Source organism: Micromonospora sp. NPDC047187, from assembly GCF_040643355.1.
In the GTDB taxonomy this organism is placed as follows: domain Bacteria; phylum Actinomycetota; class Actinomycetes; order Mycobacteriales; family Micromonosporaceae; genus Micromonospora; species Micromonospora salmantinae.
Window position 1 is genome coordinate 50,653 of sequence record NZ_JBEYUF010000018.1, and the last position, 20,034, is coordinate 70,686.

General features: G+C 72.3%; 18 protein-coding genes. 8 read left to right on the plus strand and 10 right to left on the minus strand.

What is annotated here, in order from left to right; translation table 11 throughout:
* Positions 1-116: 116 nt before the first annotated feature.
* Both ABZ794_RS24515 and ABZ794_RS24520 read right to left on the minus strand, forming a co-directional pair.
* Positions 117-1,406, minus strand: coding sequence for a hypothetical protein (locus ABZ794_RS24515; RefSeq protein WP_210784866.1), 1,290 nt, complete (start codon positions 1,404-1,406; stop codon positions 117-119).
* 294 nt (positions 1,407-1,700) lie between these two features.
* Positions 1,701-2,576 carry a hypothetical protein gene (locus ABZ794_RS24520; RefSeq protein WP_210784865.1) on the minus strand — a complete coding sequence of 292 codons (876 nt, stop codon included), beginning with the start codon at positions 2,574-2,576 and terminating at the stop codon, positions 1,701-1,703.
* A 164-nt stretch (positions 2,577-2,740) separates the two neighbouring features.
* Here ABZ794_RS24520 and ABZ794_RS24525 point away from each other — a divergent pair, with 164 nt between their 5' ends.
* The 3 genes from ABZ794_RS24525 to ABZ794_RS24535 are packed head-to-tail and all read left to right on the plus strand — an operon-like array spanning position 2,741 to position 3,835.
* Positions 2,741-2,932, plus strand: a complete 192-nt coding sequence (locus ABZ794_RS24525; RefSeq protein ID WP_210784864.1) for a hypothetical protein — start codon at positions 2,741-2,743, stop codon at positions 2,930-2,932.
* Complete coding sequence (locus ABZ794_RS24530; protein ID WP_357517755.1) at positions 2,929-3,312, plus strand: Asp23/Gls24 family envelope stress response protein; 384 nt, start codon at positions 2,929-2,931, stop codon at positions 3,310-3,312. Before ABZ794_RS24525 ends, ABZ794_RS24530 begins: the two co-directional genes overlap by 4 nt.
* Before the next feature lies 1 nt (position 3,313).
* Positions 3,314-3,835 (plus strand): DUF6286 domain-containing protein, encoded by a 522-nt coding sequence (locus ABZ794_RS24535; protein WP_238688881.1) that lies wholly within the window; start codon positions 3,314-3,316, stop codon positions 3,833-3,835.
* Between the two features lie 572 nt (positions 3,836-4,407).
* On the opposite strand, the gene ABZ794_RS24540 is transcribed toward ABZ794_RS24535, so the two are convergent.
* Complete coding sequence (locus ABZ794_RS24540) at positions 4,408-5,280, minus strand: TerC/Alx family metal homeostasis membrane protein (protein WP_238688989.1); 873 nt, start codon at positions 5,278-5,280, stop codon at positions 4,408-4,410.
* Positions 5,281-5,647: 367 nt separating this feature from the next.
* On the opposite strand from ABZ794_RS24540, the gene ABZ794_RS24545 reads away from it, so the two are divergent.
* Positions 5,648-6,040, plus strand: coding sequence for an FKBP-type peptidyl-prolyl cis-trans isomerase (locus tag ABZ794_RS24545; protein ID WP_210784861.1), 393 nt, complete (start codon positions 5,648-5,650; stop codon positions 6,038-6,040).
* Between the two features lie 79 nt (positions 6,041-6,119).
* On the opposite strand, the gene ABZ794_RS24550 is transcribed toward ABZ794_RS24545, so the two are convergent.
* A complete protein-coding gene (locus ABZ794_RS24550) occupies positions 6,120-6,506 on the minus strand; it encodes an STAS domain-containing protein (protein WP_210784860.1) in 387 nt (128 codons plus the stop codon).
* 182 nt (positions 6,507-6,688) lie between these two features.
* On the opposite strand from ABZ794_RS24550, the gene ABZ794_RS24555 reads away from it, so the two are divergent.
* The gene (locus ABZ794_RS24555) at positions 6,689-7,705 is read left to right on the plus strand and encodes an SMP-30/gluconolactonase/LRE family protein (RefSeq protein ID WP_238688880.1); all 1,017 of its coding nucleotides are present in this window, start codon (positions 6,689-6,691) and stop codon (positions 7,703-7,705) included.
* Between the two features lie 119 nt (positions 7,706-7,824).
* Here the strand turns inward: ABZ794_RS24555 and ABZ794_RS24560 are convergent, their stop codons facing one another.
* A complete protein-coding gene (locus ABZ794_RS24560) occupies positions 7,825-9,093 on the minus strand; it encodes an Ig-like domain-containing protein (RefSeq protein WP_238688879.1) in 1,269 nt (422 codons plus the stop codon).
* A gap of 706 nt (positions 9,094-9,799) precedes the next feature.
* Here ABZ794_RS24560 and ABZ794_RS24565 point away from each other — a divergent pair.
* On the plus strand, positions 9,800-10,765 hold the full coding sequence (locus ABZ794_RS24565) for a sugar phosphate isomerase/epimerase (RefSeq protein WP_357517758.1): 966 nt from the start codon (positions 9,800-9,802) through the stop codon (positions 10,763-10,765).
* Between the two features lie 23 nt (positions 10,766-10,788).
* Positions 10,789-12,888, plus strand: coding sequence for a PQQ-dependent sugar dehydrogenase (locus tag ABZ794_RS24570; RefSeq protein WP_357517760.1), 2,100 nt, complete (start codon positions 10,789-10,791; stop codon positions 12,886-12,888).
* A 118-nt stretch (positions 12,889-13,006) separates the two neighbouring features.
* Here ABZ794_RS24570 and ABZ794_RS24575 read toward each other — a convergent pair whose 3' ends face one another.
* The 4 genes from ABZ794_RS24575 to pdhA form a co-directional block, all read right to left on the minus strand.
* The gene (locus ABZ794_RS24575) at positions 13,007-14,686 is read right to left on the minus strand and encodes a right-handed parallel beta-helix repeat-containing protein (RefSeq protein ID WP_238688988.1); all 1,680 of its coding nucleotides are present in this window, start codon (positions 14,684-14,686) and stop codon (positions 13,007-13,009) included.
* Positions 14,687-14,874: 188 nt separating this feature from the next.
* A complete protein-coding gene (locus ABZ794_RS24580; RefSeq protein ID WP_210784882.1) occupies positions 14,875-16,224 on the minus strand; it encodes a dihydrolipoamide acetyltransferase family protein in 1,350 nt (449 codons plus the stop codon).
* On the minus strand, positions 16,209-17,213 hold the full coding sequence (locus tag ABZ794_RS24585) for an alpha-ketoacid dehydrogenase subunit beta (RefSeq protein ID WP_210784881.1): 1,005 nt from the start codon (positions 17,211-17,213) through the stop codon (positions 16,209-16,211). Before ABZ794_RS24585 ends, ABZ794_RS24580 begins: the two co-directional genes overlap by 16 nt.
* Positions 17,210-18,409, minus strand: a complete 1,200-nt coding sequence (gene pdhA / locus ABZ794_RS24590) for a pyruvate dehydrogenase (acetyl-transferring) E1 component subunit alpha (RefSeq protein ID WP_357517796.1) — start codon at positions 18,407-18,409, stop codon at positions 17,210-17,212. The genes ABZ794_RS24585 and pdhA overlap by 4 nt, the downstream gene beginning before the upstream one ends.
* Positions 18,410-18,481: 72 nt before the next feature.
* Between pdhA and ABZ794_RS24595 the strand changes: the two genes are divergently transcribed.
* Positions 18,482-18,988 (plus strand): Lrp/AsnC family transcriptional regulator, encoded by a 507-nt coding sequence (locus tag ABZ794_RS24595; RefSeq protein ID WP_210784855.1) that lies wholly within the window; start codon positions 18,482-18,484, stop codon positions 18,986-18,988.
* 9 nt (positions 18,989-18,997) lie between these two features.
* Here the strand turns inward: ABZ794_RS24595 and ABZ794_RS24600 are convergent, their stop codons facing one another.
* Positions 18,998-19,969: a DNA primase small subunit domain-containing protein gene (locus ABZ794_RS24600; RefSeq protein WP_210784854.1), complete on the minus strand. Its 972-nt coding sequence runs from the start codon at positions 19,967-19,969 to the stop codon at positions 18,998-19,000.
* Positions 19,970-20,034: the final 65 nt, after the last annotated feature.

The window sequence follows — 20,034 nt, forward strand, 5'->3', positions numbered from 1 at the left end:
GGGGGCCGGGCTGATCCGGGGGGCCCGGGTTGGTTTGCCCCCCCACCCTGCGGGCGGGGGGGGCCCCCCACCGGGTTTTCCGCCGGGGGGGGCCCGCCCGCCGTTGGCACCTGAACTCAGTTGACGTCGATGCGCACCGAGTCGAAGGCGGGAGTCTGGTTGGCCCGCTCCATCATCGGCAGGCGGTGCGAGCCGTCACCGGCCCAGACGGAGCACTGGGCGGTACCGGACTCCGGCAGGCCCGGAATCTGGATCGTCACCTCGTCGGGCTGGGCGCCACCGCGGCCGTCCTCGGTCGCGACGAAGAACGCGGGCACCTCCTGCGGCTCCGGCGGAGCGGTCAGGCTGTCCAGCATCCGGCAGGCGGTGTGGAAGTGACCGCGGACCAGGCCCTGGTCGTTGAGGAGCGAGCTCTCCACGTAGTAGCCACCCTGACCGGCGGCCAGGAAGCGGTCCCGGACCAGATTGCGGGTACTGACCCGCAGGGTGAAGGGCTGGTTCTGGCCGACCTGCTCGGGGAACTGGGTGATCAGCAGCGACGGGTTGTTGGCCGCCGCACCGACCTCACCGAACTCGGTGCTCACGCAGCGGTTGCCGTTCTGGAAACCGTCGTGCGGCTGGAGCCGGCTCTCGTCGCAGTCGTTGGCGAGCACGCCGAGCCCGGCGCCGGGCTCGGTGCCACCGCCGTTGTTCCCGCCGCCGTTGTTCCCGCCACCGTTGTTGCCACCGCCGTTGTTGCCACCACCGGGGGTGGTGGTGGGCGTGGTGCCGCCGCCGTTGTTGCCGCCCGTACCGCCGGTGGGCTGCACCTGGCACTCGGCGAGCTGCGCGAGGCCCTGCGGCCGGGGTCCGACCCGGTCGATGGCGGTCGTGATCCGGTCCAGCACGGCGCGGCGCTTGCCGGCCAACGGCTGGAGGATCGCGTTGCGGATGAACGCCTCACCCTTGTTGCCCTCGGCGGCGAGCCGGCGGTCCGCCTCGGCGATCTGGGTCTGCAACTGGGCGAGGTTGCGGTCCACCTCGGCCCGAGCCCGGTTCGGCACCTGCGGCAGTTTGGCCGCCACATCCGGACAGGCGATGGCGGTGCCGGTGCCCACGGTGCCGTCCTTGCCGTCCTCACACTCGGGAACCGACTGCTGTCCGTCACCCCAGTGATTACGCACCCACCGACCGTTCTGCCAGGTACGGCTGGTAGAACCGCCACCGGTCGGCGCGGTCGCGCCCGGGCTCGGCTCCACGCACTGCCCGGAAGCCGGACGGGGCTTATTTGTCCGCCGGTCCTGGGCCGACGAAATCTGAGTCACGGCGACAACTCCGCCGAAGACCGCGAGCGTGCCGACAACTGCCAGCAGACGCTTGCTCCGCGCGTTGCCGGAAGGCCGGCGCGCCCGAGTGGACCTGCGCATCGAATTGCTCTCCTTCTCGATCCGGTAGTGGATTTCTGCCCTCGGCGGACCGACGGATGTGAGTGGCACGCCGCGGTGGCGACCCACCGTGACCTACCCGGTAATGCGTCGATGGCCGACGATGCCCTTTCCGCACCGTCTCCCGCGCCCGGTGGACGCGGATGGGGAGATCCTGTTCATTCGCGCAGGAGTACGGGGCGGCGGCCGGGAAGGTTCAACAGACGCACAGGAAATTGCCGCGACCCGACGCGGAGCCGGCGCGGAGCAGGAGCAGCAGGTGAAAAGGGGCGCTGGTCAGTCGGCGCAGAGGTGGTCGAAGGCGAACCCGCCGACCAGTTCGTGGCGGCGCTGGCTCAGCGCGGCGATCTGCGCGGTCCACTCGGCGCGTGACAGCAGGTCGGCGACGGCGTTCTCCCGCAGTCGTTCCCCCACGGCGACGGCGGCGAGATCCTCGGCCAGCCGGGCCGCGTCGATGCCGCAGGAGAAGCGGTGTTCGGTCACCGAGACCTGCTCGATGAGGCACGCGTCGGGGCGTACCTGCACCCAACTCCACCCCTGTGCCGGCCCGTCCACCCAGCGGACGTGCAGTCCTCGCACGATCGGGTCGGCCACCCGCCCGGCCACGTACGCCTCGACGGCCGCAGCGCGGGTCAGCGCACCGAGGTCGTTGACCGGCCCGGTACGTCCGTCCGGCAGCCGGCCCAGGATGTCCCGGAAGCCCACCGGCGCCGGTTCGGTCCCGCCGGCGGTCGGCCCGCCCGCGGCGTAGGCGCGCGCGTCGATCACGTACTCGACCAGGCGGCGGCCGTGCTCGGCGGCGTTCAACGTGGGCGAACCGATCCGCAGAACGGGCAGGCCGGCGGCCGCGCTCACCGCGTCCGTGAGTCGCTCGACGCGCTGCTCCGCCGAGCCGGGAGACGGCACCGGGCCGATCTGCACGGCGGCGACCGGACGGCCGGTGTCGGCGGCGTGGACCACGAAGTCGAAGCTGGCGCGGCTCGCCGAGGTCCACTGGCTGCCGGTGACGCCGGGTGGGCGGCCCTGGACCAGATCAGTGAGCCGGCGTGCCGGCAGGACCCGATGGCCGGCGCGGCTGAGCAGCGCGTCGCGCCCCGCCTCGGCGGGCATCGCCCGCAGCCAACCGCGGTCGTCGCTCCCGATGCTCGTCATCTGCCTGATCCATCCGCCGGTCGGTCGAGCCGGGCCGAGTCTAGGTGGTCGATCATGGGCCACCGACTTCTTGTGTGACCGGGATCACAGTAGCGCCGACGTTCCAGAGACTGCCGCCAGGTGTATCCACCGACCGCCGGTACCGGACCGGCCCGGAGGTGACCATGTCGCGACAGCAGTTCGGCTTCCTCGCCGGGTTCCTCGCCGTGGCGGTCTGGGCGCTCGCCGGCGTCGGCGTGGCCGCCCTCGCCGTGCTCGTCGGCCTGCTCGGCTGGCTGGTCGTCCGGGTGCTCGACGGCGACCTCGCGGTGACCGGTCTCGGTGACCGCCGCGCCGACGCTCGGCGGCGCCGATGACCACCCGCCCGTCCGCAGGGACGAACCCCGGCACCGGACCGGCCGCCGGGACGAGCGGTCCGGAACGCCGCCCGGGCGACATCGCGGACGTCGCGCGGATCGCGGTGCAGGCGGCCAGCCTCGTGCCGGGCGTGTCCGTCGTCCGCCCGGCGGCGGTCCGCCTGGATGACCGGTCCGTCGGACTCGACCTGCACCTCATCACCTGGTACGGGCACAGCGTGCCGACGATCGCCGAGACGGTCCGGGCGGTGGTCACCGACCGGGTGGCCGCCCAGACCGGGCTCAGCGTGGCGGTGGTGACCGTCACCGTGGACGACCTGCTCGTCCCCGGCGTCGACTCCTCCGGCGTCGGCACCGCCACAACACCGGAGGACGGCTGAGATGCGCACCGCCAACCGGGTCGCCTCGTTGCTGCTGGCAACCGCCCTGCTTCTCGGTGGCGCGGCGGCGGCCGTCCAGGCGTTGCTGCTCACAGTGCACCGACCGGCACCGCTCGACACCAGCGGCTGGCTCGACGCGCTCAGCGGCACCCGGTGGCGAGACCCCACCGTCCGGGCCGTGGCCGGCGGGGCCCTCCTGCTGGGCCTGGCCATCCTCGTCGCCCAACTGCGCCGCTGGACGCCGGTCCGCCTACGCGCCGACGAGCGCGACGGCTGGCACCTGCACCGACGCTGTGTGGAACGGCGGCTCGCTGACGCGGCCAGCGCGGTGCCGGGCGTCCGCCACGCCCGGGTCCGGGTCCGACGGCGCGGCGGCCAGTGGCGCCCCCGGGTCCGCGCGACCGGCGATCCGGCGGCCCGGGCGGAGATCGAGTTCGCCGTGCGCCAGGAGCTGCGCCACCTCAGCGCACCCCGCCCCGCCCGGATCGACGTCCGGCTGCTGCCTCGGCGACGGCCGGCGTGACAAACGCCGGGCACCGACTGCTGTGGACCATCATCGCGTTGCTGCTGGTCGGGGGCGGCGGGGCCGCGCTGACGGCCAGCCTCGGCACGTTGCCCGGCGCTGACCCGGCGGCGGTGCTGCTCAGCGCCGAGCTGGTCGACAGGTGGCGGATCGCCGCGCCGTGGAGCACCCTGGCCGCGGCCGTCGCCGGAGCGCTGTTCGCGCTGGCCGGGCAGCGCCTGCTGACCCGGGAGCTGCGGGGCCCGGACGGCGCGCTGCGCGGCACCCTGAGCCACCCCGGACGCCGGCCGGGCCGGACCCGGCTCGCCACCGACGTTCTCGCCGACGCACTGGTACGCGACCTGACCGGCAACCCCGGGGTACGCCGGGCCCGCGTGGTGCTCACCGGCGCGCCACCGCGCCCCGACGTGTGGATCCGGGTGGACCTCACCGCCGACGCGTCGGCCACCGGCGTACGCGAGCACGTTCGCGCCGCGGTACGCCGATTCGCGGCGACGACCGACTGCCAGCCCGCGCACCTCGACGTGACCGCCCGCATCGAGCCCGGCCGCCCCTGTCAGCGGCCCGGCGGCTCAGTCAGCGGTTCGGCGGGCGGCCAGGGTGCTGGCGCCGATGGAGACCGCCAGGGTCAGCAGAACCACGGCCAGGGTCAACCAGACCGGCAGCTTGCCCACCGGCGTCTCGGCGAGAATCAGTTTCAGCCCGGCGAAGGCCAGTAGCAGCGCGAGCCCGTACCGCAGGTAGCCGAAGTGGCGCAGCAGGCCGGCGAGGCAGAAGTAGAGGCTGCGCAGGCCCAGGACGGCGAACGCGGTGGCCGTCCAGACCAGGAAGGTGTTGGTGGTGATGGCAAGGATCGCCGCCACCGAGTCGATGGCGAAGACCACGTCGGTGGCCTCGATGGCGACGAGCGCGACCAGCAGCAACGTCGCCATCCGTCGGCCGCCCACCCGGGCGGTGAACCGGTCTCCGTGGTAGCGGGCGTCGGTGGGCACCAGCCGCCGGAACAGCCGGACGGCGATGTTGCGTTCCGGGTCGACCTCCGGCTTTCCGCGTACGGCCAGCCGCCAACCGGTCCAGATCAGGAACGCGCCCAGCACGAACCCGGCCCAGGCGAGCCGGTCCAGCAACTCGGCGCCGGCGAAGATGAACAGCAGCCGGAAGACGAGTGCCCCCACGACACCCCAGAACAGCACCTTGTGCTGGTAGCCCGACGGCACCTGGAAATAGCCGAAGAGCAGCGCGAAGACGAACACGTTGTCCACCGAGAGCGCCTTCTCCAGCAGGTAGCCGGAGAAGTACGCGATGGCCGGGTCACCGCCGAGGCCCCACCAGACGACCAACCCGAACAGCAGACCCGCGCCGATCCAGACGGCGCTCCACAGCAGTGCCTCACGGAGTTCGATGACGTGGTTGTCCCGGTGCAGGAGCACATCCACGGCGAGCATCACCGCGATCACCGCGCCGACCGCCGCCCAGGCCCACAGCGGGACCGCGACCGTCGCCTCAGCCACCGACGCCCTCCGCATCGACCACCGCGCACCGCCCGTCAACCAGGCCGGCCGGCCCTTTCCGAGCCTAGGTGAACGCCCGACCCGGCATCGGACGGTCGCACGAAGTCGGGTCGGGCACCGGTGAGGCCCGCCATGGCGTCGCCCCACCGCCCGGGCCCGCAGCGCCACCGGGACCGTCGGCGCACGACCGGCGTACGGGGGCCGCGGAGCAGGTTGCGGGTCCGCCACACATCGGTGACGGGTGATCCGGCAGGATCGACGGTGACCGGACACATCACCCAACACGGCAGGAGATCCCCGCATGACCCAGGCAGCAGGCGCCCAGTCGGGCAAGCCCGAGGTTGGTCCGATCGAGGGTGCACCGCCGGCCGACCTCGTGATCGAGGACATCACCGTGGGCGACGGCCCGCAGGCCGAGCCGGGCCAACTGGTCAGCGTTCACTACGTCGGCGTGTCGCACTCCACCGGCGGCGAGTTCGACTCGTCCTGGAACCGGGGCGAGGCGTTCGACTTTCCGCTCGGCGGCGGTCAGGTCATCGCCGGCTGGGACCAGGGCGTCGCCGGCATGCGCGTCGGCGGTCGCCGCCGCCTGACCATTCCGCCACACCTGGGGTACGGCGACCGGGGCGCCGGCGGCGTCATCAAGCCGGGCGAGACGCTGATCTTCGTCGTCGACCTGCTCGGAGTGAACTGACCGATCGTCGGGGTCGCCGGCCCACGCCGGCGGCCCCGCGCCCGGGTGCGACGGTGGCGGCCCACCTCGTCGACCGGGTTCAGGCGGCCAGTTGCAGGTCCGTGGTCGCGACCACCGGGCGACGCGCGGCCTCGATCGGCGAGGTCAGCTCCAGAATCGGCATCACGCGGTGCAGCCCGGTGACGCGCAACACCCGCGCCACCACCGGGCTCGGGTCGACCAGGACCAGCTCGCCACCGCGGGCCCGCACGCGCAGATGCGCGGCGAGCAGCGTGCGAACGCCGGCGGCGGAGAGCAGCCGCAGCCCGGACAACTCCAGTTGAAGCACCGGGCGGGCCGGCGCGGACCACAGCGCGGACCGGAACGCGGCCACCGTCGCGATGTCGATCTCGCCGGCCACCCGCACGAGGACCATCTGGTCACCCACGCTGACCTGCACGTCCAGCCGGTCGCTGTGCTCTTCCATGCCCAGAAATCTAGCCGCCACCACCGACACTTTCGCCCCTCCGCGGAGTGATTCCGGGTACGCCCAGGGGCATACCCCGAGGTACCCCACCTCCCTCTCGGGGTGGAGTCAGGGGCTCGGGCGGCGCGCCGCGCGGGCCCGGAACCCGGGGGTCGGCCGGCATTCGGGTGGAGAATAGGTCGATGTTGATCCCCCGGCCCCGGCCGCCCCGGCTGATCCGCCCCGTCCGCGAGCCGGCGACCAGCCCTCCGGCGCTGGCCGGGCCATGGGCCCCCACCGACCGCCGGCTCGACGAGGCCGAGTTGCTACCCCTCCCCGCGGGCGCCGTCGGCCCCGAGGACGTGCTGGTCGACGGCGCCGGGCGGGTGATCAGTGGCGACGAGGACGGTCGGCTGTGGTGGTGGCCGGTCGACGCGCGGGCCGGCACCCCACCCCAACTGCTGGCCGAGACCGGGGGCCGTCCGCTCGGCATCGAGCTGGACCCGTCCGGCGAGGCCCTGGTGGTCTGCGACGCGTACCGCGGGTTGCTGCGGGTCACCCCGGACGGCGCGGTACGCGAACTGACCGGAACGGCACCGCCGGTGCACCTGGCCAACAACGCGACGGTGGGCCGTGACGGCACCATCTACTTCACCGACAGCTCCGACCGGTTTCCGGTCTCGCACTGGAAGCGGGACCTGCTGGAGCACCGTCCCAACGGTCGGGTGCTGGCCCACCATCCGGGCAGCGGCCGCACCGAGGTGGTGACCGACGGGCTGTACTTCCCCAACGGGATCGCGCTGACCCCCGACGAGTCGGCGCTGATGCTGGTGGAGACCAGCACCCACCGCCTGCTGCGAGTCGAGCTCAGCGGCGGTGTGCGGGTCCTCGCCGACCTGCCCGCGTACCCGGACAATCTCGCCTCGGTGGGTGACGGGACGTACTGGATCGCGCTGCCCAGCCCGCGTGTGCCGATCGCCGAACGGCTGCTGCCCCATCCGCGGCTGCGCCAGATCGCCGCCCTGCTGCCCGACGCGATGCAGCCGCAGCCACGCCGCTACGGGCTGGTCGCGCTGGTCGACGACGGGGGAACGGTCCGCCGGACGCTGCACGGTCCGAACGGGCACTACTCGATGATCACCGGGGTACGCCAGCACGGCGACCACCTCTGGCTGGGCAGCCTGACCGGGTCCGGGGTGGCTCGCGTGCCCCTGGGGTGATGGCCTGGGGCGGCGACTGGGCCGGTCCCGCCGGGTACCCCTGGTGTGACGGGCGCGGGCGGCGACAGGGCCGGTCCGCCGTCGTGGCGGCCCAGCCCTGTCAAGCCGTCAGTGCTGCCTCAGCGGCCGCTGACCGAGGGCGCCGGTGCGGGCGATCCGCCGGCCACCGCGCCCGGGTGCGCCGGGGCGACCGGCGCGGGCTTGAGCCCGGGCGGCACCGGCAGGGCGCTGCCCCGGGCGAACTCGTCCCAGCTCACGTTCCACGCGGTCCAGCCGTTGCCCGGCTGTAGCTCCACCTCGGTGCCCTTGACGGTGACCAGGTCACCAACCTGCGTCACCCCCATCAACCAGTCGGCCGCGGTGGCGGAGACGTTCGCACAACCGTGCGAGACGTTGGTGTTGCCCTGGTCCCCCTCCGACCAGGGGGCGGAGTGGATGAACTCGCCGCCCCAGGTGTAGCGCTGGGCGTCGTCGACGTCGACCACGTAGCCACCGTCCGGCTCACCCCGGGTGTCGAAGGTGACCCGCTCGTGCTTCTCCATGATCACCATCTTGCCGCTGGAACTCGGTGTGCTCGGCTTACCCAGGCTCACCGGGATCCGGCGGACCTGCTTGCCGTCGCGCAGCACTGTCATCTGCTTGGTGGCGTTGTCGATCTCCAGCGAGACCTGCCGTCCGATCTTGGAGGTCGCGGTCCGCTCGGCGTCGCCGACCAGTTTCTTTCCGATCGGCAGACCCTCCAGACCGGCCCGGACACTGATGGTGGTCCCCGGCTTCCAGAAATCGGGAGCCCGGTAATAGACCTGACTTCCATCCTCAAGCCACGACCAGGCACCCGGTTGCGGCGGATTCGTCTTTACGAACAACCGCCGCTGGACATCCGCCCTGGCCTCTTTCGGAATTCCTGGGTCGAACGCCACCGTTACCGGCATCGCCGTGCCGTACGTCCGATTACCGTTGAAATAGAGGGTGCTGGTGATCTGCGGCCTGGTCGATTTGGCCATCGTCGTGAACGTGGTGGTGCGGGTGGTGGTGGCACCGGAGTCACCGGTCGCGGTCACCTCGGCGGTGTAGGTCCGTCGTGGTTGCAGCGGGGCGCTCGGCACCCAGCCGGAGCCGTCCTCGCGCGGCTCGGCGTTGACCTGCTTGCCCTTGTCGTCGGTGAGGCGTACGCCGGTGACCCGCCCGCCCGTGACCACGGTGCCCACCTCGGCGCTGACCGGGACGTCCCGGGCCTTGTCCCCCGGCGTCACAGCGAGCTCCGGTGGGGCGGCGTGCTTCTTGGCCGAGCCGGTCGCCGAACCCCGGTCGGCGGTGCACGCACCCAGGACGAGTGGTGCCGCCGCGATGGTTACCGCCAACAGCGTCAATCGCCGCCTAGACATCATGTTTCAGTCCCCCCGTTTTCGACTTCCCTCCGCCACATTCTTGCCCGCTTGAGGGGACCATTCGCGGCATTCGGAAATACTCGGCGGCGCATTTATCGACGCATTTTCCGACAATGCTCCGCTTGGCCGGAACAGGTGTTCAACCGACCCGTGTCATGCGCTTTGCTCCGCTTGAGCGACGCAACGTCGACTGTCCGAATGGCGGGGGCGGTGGCACGGCCGGCCGGCTTCATGATCGACTCGACTACAAGGAAGTCGCCGCATCCCGGTCGCCCTGCCGCGACTTCCATGAACCCCGGGTGGATCACGCGCCGGGGCGGGCCGGGCCGGGCGGGGCTGATGGCGCGCGCGGCGGCGCGGCGGCGCGGCGGCGCGGGAAGTAGAAGGTCAGGCCGGGTGGCGCACCTCGTGGGCGGACTTTTGTCAATTGAAGCGAAACTTCCGGCGAACGCGACAAAGCTTTGCCTTCGTCCGGAGGCAAGGGTAAGGTCTCGATCTAGATAGAGGGTTGCCCATTCGTCGATCAACTTGCCGCCACCTCTGCCGGGTCGCCGCGTTCCGCCCCCCGATGGGTCCGGGCCGCACCCGCGCCGTCCCTCACCGTTCCAGCCGGAGCCCGCCTCCGGCCGGTTCGGCGCGCCCGGCGGACGGCAGTCAGGTCGACCGCCGCCGACGGCGTACCAGCCGTCAGGAAGGGACCACCACCATGGATCAACAACTCAACCGACCGGGGCCGACCCCGGCGTCCGAGCCGGTCAGCCGGCGTGGAGTGCTGCGCGCCGCGACCGTCTCCGCGGCCGCTGTCGGCGCCGCCGGCCTGCTCGGCGGCCCTGCCGTCGCCGCGCCCGCCGCATCCACCGGGCAGGCCCAGGGCCGCCGCCGGGTGCCGGTGGACCGGATCAGCATTCAGCTCTACACGCTGCGTGATCAGCTCGCCGCCGATCTGCCCGGCACCCTGGACGCGCTGCGTCGGATCGGCTACCGGCGAGTGGAGCACGCAGGTTTCGTCGGACGCACCGCCGCACAGTTCCGGGCCGCGCTCGACGAGGCCGGCCTGCGTTCCACCTCCGGGCATGTCGGCATCCCGCAGCCGTTCGACGCCGCGACCTGGGAGCAGGCTCTCGCCGACGCCAACGTGGTGGGCTGCAAGAAGATCGTCCACCCGTACTTCGGTCGGGACGCGAGCGGTCAGCCGATCCGGGACCCCGCCATCTACCGGGCCTTGGCTCGCGACCTGAACCGCGCCGGTCGGCTCGCCGAACGCGCGGGGCTGGACTTCGGCTACCACAACCACCAGCTCGAGTTCGTGCCGCTGACTGGCGGCTCGACCGGGTTCGACATCCTCAGCTCGCAGACCGATTCCCGGTTGGTCCACTTCGAACTCGACCTCTACTGGACCTGGCGGGGCGCCCACGACCCGGTCGACGTGATCCGGGCCAACCGCGGTCGGATCCGCCAGGTGCACGTCAAGGACCTCGACGTCGAGGGTGGTTTCGCCGACCTCGGCGACGGCGTCATCGATTTCGGCCGCATCTTCGCCCACGAGCGGGAGGCCGGCATCGAGGAGTACATCGTGGAGCGTGACGACGCGGGCACCGCACCGCGCTCCCCCGCCGACGCCCTGGACACCGCTCGCGTTGGCTTCGACTATCTCGCCTCACTTCGGTACTGAAACCACCCCGGGGGATTCACCTGATGAACAGGACCGCATTCGCGTCCGCCCTGCTGTTGGTGACGGCCGGTCTGGCCGTACCACAGTCGGCAGCGTCCGCGGCGCCGGCCGCGCCGCCGGACAGCAGCTTTCAGAAAGTGACACTGAACGACTTCCCGGGCGAGCCGATGAGCCTCGCCGTCCTGCCCGACCTGCGGGTGCTGCACACCTCCCGCACCGGTGAGGTCCGCATCCACGACCCGCGCACCGGGCTGAACACCCTCGCCGCCGACATTCCGGTGTACGAGCACGACGAGGAGGGGTTGCAGGGCGTCGCCATCGACCCGAACTTCGCCCAGAACAAGTGGGTGTACCTCTACTACTCCCCGCCGATGGACACTCCGGTGGACGACCCGGCGACCCCCGGCGTCAACGAGGGGGACGCGCCGGAGACCGGCACCGAGGCGGACTGGCAGCGGTTCAAGGGCGCGTTGCGGCTGTCCCGGTTCAAGCTGGACGGGATGAAGCTGAACCTCGCCAGCGAGCAGCAGATCATCGACGTGCCCACCGACCGGGGCATCTGCTGCCACGTCGGCGGCCAGATCGACTTCGACAGCAAGGGCAACCTGTACCTGTCGACCGGTGACGACACCAACCCGTTCGCCTCCGACGGCTACATCCCGATCGACGAACGGGCCGACCGCCACCCGGCGTACGACGCCCAGCGCACCTCGGCCAACACCAACGACCTGCGCGGCAAGCTGCTGCGCATCAAGGTGAAGGCCGGTGGTGGTTACACGGTGCCGGCCGGCAACCTGTTCAAGCCCGGCACGGCGCAGACCCGCCCGGAGATCTACGCGATGGGGCTGCGCAACGCATTCCGGTTCGCCGTCGACAGGCGTACCGACGACGTGTACGTGGGCGACTACTCCCCGGACGCCTCCAGCCCGAACCCGGAGCGTGGGCCGGCCGGGCACGGCCGGTGGATGCTCGTCGACAAGCCGGCCAACTACGGCTGGCCGTACTGCGTGACGCCGACGATCGCCTACCGCGACTACGACTTCGCCACCGGCGAGTCCGGCGCCAAGTTCAACTGCAAGCGCCCGGTCAACGACTCACCGCACAACACCGGCAAGCGCGTGCTGCCGCCGGTCGAGCAGCCGGAGGTCTGGTACGCGGCGGCCCCCTCGGCCGAGTTCCCGCAGCTGGGCACCGGCGGCATCTCTCCGATGGGTGGCCCGGCGTACGAGTACGACGGAACCAGCACGTCGCGCACCCGCTGGCCGGCCTACTACGACGGGGTGCCGCTGTTCTACGAGTGGTCCCGCGACTACATCAAGGAGTTCCGCCTCGACTCCGACGGCGACGTGACGGACATCCGTCCGGTGGCGCCGTCGCTGGTGGTGGACAACCCGATGGACATGGAGTTCGGCCCGGACGGCGCACTCTACGTGCTGGAGTACGGCGACGGCTACTTCGCCGAGAACCCGGACGCGCAGCTGTCCCGGATCGACTTCGTCCGCGGCAACCGGACGCCGATCCCGAAGATCAGCGGCACGCCGACCGTCGGGCAGGCCCCGCTGACCGTCGCGTTCTCCAGCGCCGGCACGACCGACCCGGACGGTGACAAGCTCAGCTACGCGTGGGACTTCAACGCGGACGGCTCGGTGGACAGCACCGCTGCGAACGCGAGCTGGACGTTCCCGGAGAACGGCTCGTACACGCCGACGTTGAAGGTCACCGACCGCACCGGACGGTCCGCCTCGGCGTCCCTGCCGCTGGTGGTCGGGCCGACCGCGCCGATCGTCGAGTTCGTCACCCCGGAGGCCGGGCAGCCGTTCCAGTTCGGGCAGACGGTCGCGTACGAGGTGAAGGTCACCGACGACCTGCCGGTGGACTGCTCCCGGGTGAAGGTCACCTACGTGCTCGGGCACGATGAGCACGGGCACCCGCTCTCCACCTCGACGGGTTGCTCCGGGTCCATCCCCACCTTCCTGGACGGTGGGCACAGCGGCGCGGACAACCTGACCGCGGTGTTCGTCGCGGAGTACACCGACGCGCCGACCGACCCGGGCGTACCCGCTCAGTCCGGTTCGGCGACGGTGGTGCTGGACCCGACCCCGGTGGCCGGTCTGGCCGGCTGATCAGCTCAACCACGACAGTGGCGGCGGCCGGACCCTTCCGGCCGCCGCCGCACGTCGTTCAGCTCCAAGATCTCGCCGGCGCCATCGGCGGGGCCTCCGGACAGCGGCCGGCGGCCGGTCAGCTCCAGTCGCTGTCCACGTGGTTGTCCCGCCACCGTCCGCCCACCGGCGGGGTGTCCAGTCGCATCCCCTCGTCGGCGTTGCCGGCCAGGTCGTTGTCCTCGACCCGGCAGTCCACGCAACTGCCCCGCTCGGTGATCCACAGCCCGTGCGTCTGGGTCGGGTCGTCGTGGTTGTCCCAGACCCGGTTACCCCGGATGGTGGCCGAGTCGAACGGCGCGTCGACGGTGATGCCGGCCCGCACCTTCGGTGCGGCGGCCAGTTCGTATCCGCACCCCGGCGGTGGCACGTCCCCGCTCCACGCGCTGAACGCGTCCGGGCGGACCGGGGCGAGGGTGAGTTCGTCGCCGGTGTTGGAGGCCACCATGGCCACGGCCTTCCCGACCCGCAGTACCTTGCCCCGGTGCCCGTCGTGCGGCCAGTTGGCCGACCGGTCCACCAGGCACCGCTCGCTGTAGCGGACGGCGTCGCCGGTACCGCCGGTGCCCTCGCCGTACTGCCGTCCGTTGTTGCGGATCCGGTTGTTGAGCAGCACCGCGTCGGTCATCTGGTGGTCGATCCGGATCGCGTCGAGGCCGTTGCCCCAGAACTCGTTGCTCTCGATCACCACGTCCCGGATCGAGCCCCGGTAGCCGCGCCCCAGGTCGTGCGAGTGATAGCCGTGCCGGCCGTTGCCGCTGATCCGGTTGCCCCGGACGGTGTACGGGCCGGGGCTGTTGCCGATGCTGACCCCGTCGCACATGTTGCCGTCGATGACGCAGTCGGTGAGCAGCCCGCCCCGGCCGGCCACCGACGAGGTGCCCTGCGCGGACACGTCGAACCCGGTCTCCAGGTTTCCGGTCATGGTGCAGGCGGAGACGATCAGGCCGTCGGCGCCCCAGTCGGAGATGCCGAAGCGGTTGCCCTGGCTGTGGCAACCGATGATGCGGTAGCCGCGCGGCGGCGCCCAGTAGTCCTTCTGCAGTTCCAGGAAGATGCCGTTGGTGCCGTTGGCCAGGGCGGTGCAGTTGGCGATGGTCAGCCGTTCCACCGCTCCCCAGCCGCCGATGCCGATCCCGATGCCGGCGCCGCCCATCTGCTCGCCGTTGTCCAGTCGGCCACAGCCGACCACCACCACGCCGTCGATCAGGGAGTCCTGGAGGAAGTCGCAGCCCAGCCCGGTGGCGGCGGTGTGGTGGATGTAGAGGTTGCGGAAGACGCCCCGCACCACGTACTGGAGGCCGAGGCCCTTGGCCAGGTAGTTGTACTCGGCCATGGCGACGCCGGAGCCGTCGATCTGGAAGTCGGAGAAGGTGCAGTCGGCGATGTGCCGATCCCGGTCGGCGCCGTGCTGCACCGTGGTCCAGAAGGCCAACGGCGTGGGGTCGGCCCGGTTGCCCTCGTTGCTGAGCATGAACCGGGTCGCCGCCGGGCCGGCCCCGATCAGCGACACGCCGCTGCGCCACACAGTGCCCGCGTCCCGGATCGAGTAGATGCCCGGCGGGCAGTAGATGACCCGGGCCCGTCCGTCCGAGGCGTACCCGGCGCCGAGGCGGTCCACGAGGGCGGCCAGCGCCGGCTGGTCGTTTGTCGCGCCGTCACCGGAGAGCCCGTACTCCAGCGCGTCGCAGTACAGCGGCGCGCCGGCCGAGGCGGGCCGTCGTACCCGGACCGAGTTCAGTAGCAGCTCGTTCGCCACGGCCACGGGCGGGCTCCCTTCGACGCGTTCGGTGCGCTCCGGCGGGGCCGACTTCCCGGTGAGGCCGCCGGGAAACCCGGCCCGATGGCACCGCCGGGAAACCCCGGCCTCGATGGCACCGCCGGCGACCCCGGACGTGCGCCGGCCCCGGCGCCGCATCAGCAGCGCCGGGGCCGAGGGGGTACGCGTCAGACGGCGGCGATCAGCAGCGCCGGTCGCTCCACGCAGTCGGCGACGTGCCGCAGGAAGCCGCCGGCCACCCCGCCGTCGCAGACCCGGTGGTCGAAGGTGAGGCTGAGCTGCGTCACCTTGCGGACGGCGAGCTGCCCGTCGACCACCCACGGCTTGTCCACGATCCGCCCGACCCCGAGCAGGGCCGCTTCGGGGTGGTTGATGATCGGCGTGGAGCCGTCGACGCCGAACACCCCGTAGTTGTTCAGCGTGAAGGTGCCACCGGTCAGCCGGGCCGGGGGCAGGCTGCCGGCCCGGGCGGCGGCGGTGGTCGCCGCCAGTTCGGCGGCCAGCTCGGCGGTGGTGAGCCGCTGGGCGTCGCGCAGCACCGGCACCAGGAGCCCCCGGTCGGTCTGCGCGGCGATGCCGAGGTGCACCCCGGCGGACTGGACGATGCGCTGCGCCTCGGTGTCGACCCGGGCGTTGAGCTGCGGGAACCGGCGCAGTCCGCTGAGGCAGATCCGGGCCAGCAGGGCCAGGATGCTCACCGGCGCGTCGGGCGTCGCGGCGTTGATCGCGGCGCGGGTCTCCAGCAGCCCGGTGGCGTCCACGTCGACCCAGATGGTCACCTCCGGGATCTCCCGCCGGCTGCGGGAGAGTTTGTCGGCGATCACCTTGCGGACGCCGGTCAGCGGGACGATGACGTCGCCGTCCCCGGCCGGGGCCGACCCGACCTGCGGGTCCGGCACGGCGGCGAGCCGGGCGGCGGGCGCGGTCAGCGCGGCCTGCACGTCGGCGCGGCGGATCACACCCCCGGGTCCGGTCCCTCGCACCGTGTCGAGGTCGACGCCGTGCTCCCGGGCCAGCCGCCGCACGATCGGCGAGATGACCAGGGCGGCAGTAGGCGGTGCCGGTTCGCCGGACGCGGCAGCCGCGCCGGTCGGGCCGGCATCAGCCGGTTCGGGGGCCACCGCCAGGCGGGGGCGACGCCGACGACGGGTGGTGCTGCCGTGCCCGGTGCCGTACCCGATCAGCACGTTGCCGGAGCCGGCGCGCTCCTCCTCGCGGTAGGTGGCGTGCCCGGCGGGCTCGTCGCCCCCGTCCAGCGGCGCAATGGTGATCAACGGCTGGCCGACCGGGCGTACCTCGCCGGCCGCGCCGTGCAGGGTGACCACCCGTCCGGCGTACGGGCAGGGCACGTCGACGACGGCCTTGGCGGTCTCCACCTCGACCACGCTCTGGTCGACGGTGACCACGTCACCCACGGCGACCCGCCACTCGACGATCTCGGCCTCGCTCAGCCCCTCGCCCAGGTCGGGCAGGAGGAAGACCTGCGTCCGTTCGACGATGGTCATGCCGCCGCCCAACGCGCGTCCGGCTGGTCGTCCCACTGGAGGCGGGCCACCGCGTCGAGCACCCGGTCCACGCCGGGCAGGTGGGTGTGCTCCAGCATCGGCGCCGGGTACGGGATGTCCAGTCCGGCGACCCGCAGCACCGGGGCGTGCAGCGCGTGGAAGCAGCGCTCCTGCACCCGGGCGGCGATCTCCGCGCCGACGCCCGCGAAGCCGGGCGCCTCCTGGATCACCACGCACCGGCCGGTACGCCGGACCGAGGCGGTGATGGTCTCGTCGTCGAACGGCACGATGGTGCGCACGTCGACGACCTCCAGGTCCCACCCCTCCTCCCGGGCGGCCTCGGCGGCCTCCAGCGCGACCGGCACCGCCGGCCCGTACGCCACCAGGGTGGCGTCGCGTCCGGGCCGGCGCACGACGGCCCGACCGAACGGCTCGTTGCGGGTCGGCAGAGACGCCTCGGCGCTGGCGAAGTAGAGCTTCTTGGGCTCCATGAAGATCACCGGGTCGGGGTCCTCGATCGCCTCGCGCAGCAGCGAGTACGCGTCGTCGACAGTCGCCGGGGTGACCACCTTCAGCCCGGGCGTGTGCGCGTAGTACGCCTCGGACGAGTCGCAGTGGTGCTCGACTCCGCCGATCCCGCCCGCGTACGGCACGCGGATGACAATCGGCACGCTCAGCGCGCCCCGGGTGCGGTTGCGCAGCTTCGCCACGTGCGAGGCGATCTGCTCGAACGCCGGGTACGCGAACGCGTCGAACTGCATCTCGACCACCGGGCGCAGGCCGGACATGGCCATGCCGACGGCGAAGCCGACGATGCCGGCCTCGGCGAGGGGGGTGTCGAAGCAGCGGTTCTCGCCGAAGCGGGCCTGGAGGCCGTCGGTGATCCGGAAGACGCCGCCGAGCGCGCCGACGTCCTCACCGAAGACGACGACCCGGTCGTCGGCGGCGAGCGCGTCGGCGAGCGCGGTGTTGAGCGCCTTCGCCATGGTGGTGGCCATCAGGCGTCACCCTCCTCGGCGTGGGCGGCGGCCAGCTCGGCGCGGACCTGCTCACGCTGTTCGATCAGCTGCGGGGTGGGCTCGGCGTAGACGTGGTCGAAGAGGCTCAGCGGGTCGACGGTGGGCTGCTCGTTCATCCGGGTCCTCAGGTCCGCCGCGTACGCCTCGGCCTGCTCGGCGATCTCGGCGACCGCCGCGTCGTCGAGCACACCGCGGGCGCGCAGGTAGGTCTCCAGCCGGGCGACCGGGTCCCGGTCCCGCCAGGCGTCGACCTCGGCGCCGTCGCGGTAGCGAGTGGCGTCGTCGGCGTTGGTGTGCGGCTCCATCCGGTAGGTGTGGGCCTCGACCAGGAACGGTCCCTTGCCGGCGCGGACGTGGGCGACCGCGCGGGTGAGCACGGCGAGCACCGCGACCGGGTCGTTGCCGTCGACCTGCTCGCTGGGTACGCCGTAGCCGACGCCCTTGTAGGCCAGCGACGGCGCGGCGGTCTGCCGCGACAGCGGGACGCTGATGGCGTACTTGTTGTTCTGGACGAAGTAGACCACCGGCGCCTTGAACACGGCGGCGAAGTTGATCCCCTCGTGGAAGTCGCCCTCGCTGGTGGCGCCGTCGCCGATGAAGGCCAGCGCCACTGTGTCGCGACCCTGGTACGCCTCGCCGTACGCCAGCCCGGCGGCGTGCACGCACTGGGTGGCGAGGGGGGTGCACTGCGGTGCGGTGTGCACCTCGGTCGGGTCGTAGCCGCAGTGCCAGTCGCCGCGCAGCAGGGTGAGCACCTCGACCGGGTCGATGCCTCGGGCAACCAGCGCCATCGATTCGCGGTACGTGGGGAAGACCCAGTCGGTGTCGCGGACCGCGAGGACCGCGCCGACCTGGCACGCCTCCTGGCCCCGCGAGGACGGGTAGACGGCGAGCCGGCCCTGCTTGGTCAGCGCGGTCGCCTGGGTGTCGAAGCGGCGGCCGAGCACCATCCGGCGGTACAGCTCGCGCAGCACCTCGGCGGGTGGTTCGGGGTAGTCGGCGCGGGCGGGCAGCGGCGTGCCGCTCTCGGCGAGCAGGCGGACCGGCTCGGCGTCTGGCAGCAACGAGCGCGCCGGGTCGGGCGGGGTGACCGTTCGACGGGCGCGCGGGGATGCCCTGCGGACCGCCTGGGGAGTGGTCGTCACGGCGGAACCTCCTGGGACGTGTGGTGAGCCTATGCTTCCGCTTGTGGATGATTGACTCAAGATCGACACGGAAGGCGGGACGGTTGGCATGCGGAGGGCCCAGCAGTGAGCCAGGAGACCGCCGACGAAGCGAGCCGGGGTACGGGATCGGGACGATCGGCCCGAGCCCTGGACGAGGTCGACCGGCGGATCCTCGACGAGCTGGTCCGCGACGGTCGGACGTCGGTGCGCACCCTCGCCGAACGGATCCACATCTCCCGCACCAACGCGTACGCGCGGGTGGAGCGGTTGCTCCGCGACGGGGTGATCACCGGGTTCCGGGCCCAGGTGGCGCCCGAGGCGGCCGGGCTGGGCACCTCGGCGTACATCGCCCTGACCATCGAGCAGAACACCTGGCGGGAGGTGTCGGCCGAGCTGGCCCGGGTGCGCTACATCGAGCACGCCGCGCTGCTCGGCGGTGACCACGACGTGCTCGCGCTGGTGCGCGCCCCGGACAACGCCGCGCTGCGCGACGTGGTGCTGGGCCGGGTGCAGAGCATTCCCGGGGTGCTGTCCACCCGCACCTGGCTGGTCTTCGAGGAGTTCGACGGGGCCGGCAGCCCCTGGGCGTGAGCGGCGGGCTCAGCGCTCCGGCGGGGCCTCCAGCCCGTCGCGGTCGGCCAACTCCAGCAGCGGTTCCAGCGAGTGCCGGTCACCGTCCAGGCCGGCGTGCGGGTCGCCGCGCTCGGCGAACCGGGCCGGCATGCTGAGCACGTCGAAGTCCTCCGGACGGACCTGGTCCAGCTCCGACCAGTCCAGCGGCGCGGAGACCAGCGCGGCCGGCGTCGGCCGGATCGAGTACGCCGAGGTCACCGTGTGGTCGCGGGCCATCTGGTTGTAGTCGACGAAGACCGGCCGGTCCCGCTGCTCGCGCCACCAGGTGGTGGTGACCAGGTCCGGCAGCCGACGCTGCATCTCCCGGCCCAGCGCGAGCACCGCCCGACGGCACTCACCGAAGCTCCACCGCGGCTCGATCGACAGGTAGACGTGCAGCCCTCGACCGCCGGTGGTCTTCGGGTAGCCGGTCATGCCCAGCTCGGCGAGGAACGCCCGCACCTCGTGCGCCACCGGCACCACCTGCTCGAAGCCGACGCCGGGCATCGGATCCAGGTCGATGCGTAGCTGGTCGGGGCGTTCCACGTCGGCGGCGGTGACCGGCCACGGGTGAAACCGCAGGGTGCCCAGGTTGGCCGCCCAGATGACGACCGCCAACTCGCTCGGCGCGACTTCGTCGGCGGTACGCCCACTGGGGAAGGTGATGTGCGCGGTCCGCACCCACTCGGGCGCTCCCGCCGGCAGCCGCTTCTGGTAGAACGCGTCGCCCTTGTTGGTCTGCCGGGTGGCGATCGTCGCGCCCTCGAAGACACCGCGCGGCCAGCGTTCCAGCATGGTCGGCCGATCGCGCAGCGCCCGCAGGATGCCGTCGCCCACCGCCAGGAAGTAGCGGACCACGTCCAGCTTGGTCAGCCCACGCTCGGGAAAATACGGCTTGTCGGGGCTGGAGACGCGGACCAGCCGCTCCCCCACCTGAATCTCCTCCGCCGTCGTGGCCACGCACCGAGGGTACGCGGTGGTCAGGTGATCAGCAGGCACCGACTGGCGTCGATCGCACTTCTTGA